At 49.8% G+C, this 3,594-nt stretch carries 4 protein-coding genes and 1 pseudogene; 1 reads left to right on the top strand and 4 read right to left on the bottom strand.

The genetic code is table 11. From position 1 onward, the window contains the following. Nucleotides 1–269: 269 nt before the first annotated feature. The 3 genes from AC19YT_RS27920 to AC19YT_RS27930 are packed head-to-tail and all read right to left on the bottom strand — an operon-like array spanning nt 270 to nt 1,810. Nucleotides 270–1,322 (bottom strand): reverse transcriptase family protein, encoded by a 1,053-nt coding sequence (locus AC19YT_RS27920; RefSeq protein WP_082643860.1) that lies wholly within the window; start codon nt 1,320–1,322, stop codon nt 270–272. Continuing rightward, nucleotides 1,294–1,605 (bottom strand): helix-turn-helix domain-containing protein, encoded by a 312-nt coding sequence (locus AC19YT_RS27925; RefSeq protein ID WP_057005075.1) that lies wholly within the window; start codon nt 1,603–1,605, stop codon nt 1,294–1,296. The genes AC19YT_RS27920 and AC19YT_RS27925 overlap by 29 nt, the downstream gene beginning before the upstream one ends. A gap of 40 nt (nt 1,606–1,645) precedes the next feature. Then, nucleotides 1,646–1,810: a hypothetical protein gene (locus AC19YT_RS27930; protein WP_153435220.1), complete on the bottom strand. Its 165-nt coding sequence runs from the start codon at nt 1,808–1,810 to the stop codon at nt 1,646–1,648. 487 nt (nt 1,811–2,297) lie between these two features. Here AC19YT_RS27930 and AC19YT_RS27935 point away from each other — a divergent pair, with 487 nt between their 5' ends. Next, a complete protein-coding gene (locus tag AC19YT_RS27935; RefSeq protein ID WP_500611359.1) occupies nt 2,298–3,146 on the top strand; it encodes a hypothetical protein in 849 nt (282 codons plus the stop codon). A gap of 332 nt (nt 3,147–3,478) precedes the next feature. On the opposite strand, the pseudogene AC19YT_RS27940 reads toward AC19YT_RS27935, so the two are convergent. Continuing rightward, nucleotides 3,479–3,594 (bottom strand): annotated as a pseudogene (locus AC19YT_RS27940) (IS30 family transposase); the annotation flags it as partial.

Raw genomic sequence — 3,594 nt, forward strand, 5'->3', positions numbered from 1 at the left:
TGAGTCAGCTGCCGGTAATGCGTAGTCATCTGCGCTTGAATCCTTCGGTGTGAGAGCCTGGATTCTACCGGTGGCTGGCTCTCTGCCTCTCGTTTCAAGCGTTGCGCTTATTCTATGAATTCAGGAAGCAATTGTTACTCAGCCGCACGCAAGATCTTACGAAAAGCGTTGGTAACTTTCCGTGCAGCGGCTTGAGGCAGGGTGCCCCCTTCGCCAATCAGGAAATTGAAAAGCTTTTGGAGGCAGGATTGATCGGAGCGCCAATTATGCTAATTCCAAGGCAGATCAGAAGCATCATCGAATGTCTTTTCAGTAGCGGCGGGGTTGTCCGGCACGTGCTCGGGAAGGGGCGAGCTGGATCTTTTGAATGATTTGTTGAATTCAATGGCTGCGGGCAGATTGCTGGGATCAAGGTAAGCCGCCTCTCCGAGCAATCCGCCCAGTTTGTATTCCAGCTCCTTTCTTGTTAGACCGTAATTGTTTTTGCCGGTGGCAATAGCTGCTTTAATTAGTCGAATTTTCCTGTACCGTGCGTTAGGCACACGAATAGCTCCCGAGTGGACGACGACGCCTGTGATGTGTGCTGGTTTACCATTTTGGAAAAGTTTAGTTTTATTGCTGGCGACTATATGTCCATATGCGGCTATAGCCCTCTCAACTTGCCACAGAAAAGATTCGCTAATTTTTTCTCCGGAAAATGTGAGATCATCGACGTAACATGTAAATGTTAGATTGTGCGCATGAGCCAACTTGCTTAGGTCGTCGAAGAGATTTTTATTCGCGTAAAAAGACATCAACGGACTGAGCGGGCTTCCAGTGGGCAGGCAGTTATCGACTGTCACTAGGTCAGCATACATATTAGCAACGTCTCCTGGCGCCTTGAGATCGTTATTGAACAAATTGAAAACTTTTGATTTCGATGTGGAGCCAAAGAAATTTCGTATATCTAAAGTCGCGACGCATTTTTTGTGAAGGTGTTCTTCCGCGTTCCTTTTGTAAGACGTTCCCTTTAATGCGAATTGCATATATTCAGGCACACGAACACAGCGAAGGAGTTTCAAGATACGTTCATGAATGGCCAGAAGTCGAGGCGCTGGTTTTTGTACCAACCTTGATTTGGGTGGCTTTCCAGCTTTAAAAGGATCAGGTTCTGGTATCAATTCAAATTGACGGTAATCACCAATGCAATCTTTAAGAGCGCCAATTTCAACGGAGAATAATGATGCGAGCTTCAATTTTGTTGAGGTGTTATACAAAGCGCTTTGAGATATGTCGTAAGACTTACGCTCTCGCCTAACTGCCTTTTCTCGCTTTTGCCTCATTTTTATTCTCCACCCATTCCAATATGTTTATTACTTTTTTGGCAATGCTGGTTCTCAGCTTAGTTGTTGGCTTGGGGGCATCCATACTTTCGGAGAAAAAGAGTATAGAGGACAAAGGTATCTCAAAATATTCGCTGTATTTGGTTAATATATCAATTGTGGGTTGCTTTTTTCCAGACTCTATTTCTGACAAATAAGAATTTGAGATGCCAAGTTTTTTACAAAGCTCAGTCTGAGATAAGTCGTGGTAGGTTCGAATCAAACGCAGTGCCTGGTTCAACATTATCGGGCTCCTTTGAGTGACAACAGCGGGGGTAAGGCAGTTAGAATAAGTCACGTAAGTTTTCCGAGAGCTTAGGCCAGTGCTTGTCGACCAGGGATAACGCCAGCCCGATCCAACGTACAGCACTCATAACGACCTTCAGCCACTTCACCTTACGTTGTTTCTTTACTGCCGAGCGTCGCTTGGCGGGTTTATCAATTTTCATCTTTTTGTCCTCGTTGCCCTCTCGGAATTGAGAGGTCTCGCGTGCAACTGGACTGAAAATTGGAGCAAGCAACACTTTTCCCCCCTTCTGAGCACCTGCTTCCGTCTCGCGCGGAAGCAGTATCCCTTCGCGGCCCGTGGCCAGTGGCCAGTGGTGCTGAGGCTCCGGAGCGCGTGGGGAAGGGTTAGAGGCGAACCTCCACAGGGCCGAGGCCCCCACATCTGCGAGGTAATCTCCCTACCGCAGATGCAGGCTATGCCTGATCGAGCAGAATGTCAAAAAATAAATTCGCTATGAGCGAAATCTTTTATTTGACTGAGCGCCGTTCGGCGCTGGAGTAGGATGGTCGGTCAACCGGCCGGGATTGACAATGGCCGCCTATCAGGTAGGGGCTTGTTGACCGATCAGCGCGGCCCCGGCCAAATTCGATTGCATCATAGAAAGCCTTGGCATTTAAATGGGCGATCTACAGACAGGGAGTCGATCTATGTTCAATTTGCTTGTGATGGCAAACGGTTGGAACGGTCGGCGCGACGAGATGCCGCTTGGGCGTATCTACATCGACCAGACATTAGGGGCTCAGTGGAAAATCGGGGACCTCCCCAATTTTGATCTCATGAGGAAATTACCCGCGATTTTTTCCCCGGAGAACTCCCGGTTCGAAGCTGATCAGGTTTCCCGTGTAGGAGAAATCACTGGCACGCGGTTGCAAGGCAAGAATGTCGTGGTCGAGTATCGCTACGATCCTGACATTCCCCCTATCCCGTTGGGTGATTTGACCACACTCGCTCCTGCCCTGGGGATCCAGATCCCACGAAGGGGATTTGGTCCGTTTGAGCACAGTCATTGGTCGATCAAGGACGCTGATCTGTTCAAAGTGCTGTTGACGGAGTGGCGGCAGCCCGCTCGCCAACCAACAGTCTTTCAGCTAGCTACGCCTCAACGCGTTCGCCCCGATTTGCTATCTGCAATGATGCCTTTCGCGGGATTTGGGCCTGTCTGGGAAGTTATTCAACGAGCGGCAACTGCGAATGGGATGGATAGTGGCCGTGCCGACAATAGATGGGATCACCCGGCAATTATCCAGGACGTTGTCGCTCTGATTGACGAAGCTGCGATAGTGATTTGTGACTGCACCGGGAAGAATGCCAACGTCTTCTATGAGATGGGGATTGCCCATTCCTATGGCAAGGAAGTGATCATCATTACCCAAAACCCAGCTGATATACCATTCGATATTGCGCACCTCCGCCACATAAGGTATCTCGGGAATGACCAAGGCTTAGCGCAACTTGAGGCGGAATTAACTGCAAGAATCCGGGCTCTCAGGGCGTGATATTCACTATATGCGATGCCGAAGCATTGTGCGGCAGAATGTGAGAGACCGCTTTTGGCCGATTGCTGCCTTCCACAGCATGATCACCGGTCAGCAATCAACAAACCAGTTGTAAAAATGGTATCCCGCAGTAACCGACACAGCACATGTACCAAGCGTCAATAGAGACCACTGTCCTTCGACACCAAGCCACCACTGCACCTTGAACAGAAGAGCTCCCACCAATACGCAGGCCAGAACACCAAGAGCTAGGCCTACCAACGCGAACAGCCGAGCCCCTAAAGCTGGACTTCCGCCGTGCCAGTTCTCACTCAGGCAAAAGGGGCCTGAATTCAACACATAAGTGCAACGCTCACCCCTGTATGCACTTCGTACGGCGTCTTCCAGCCCAAGCGCTTGCGCGGGCGTAGATTGATCCTCGCTACTGTCCGATTGACGGCTTCGACGG

It is taken from the genome of Pseudomonas sp. MF08875 (genome assembly GCF_059862525.1).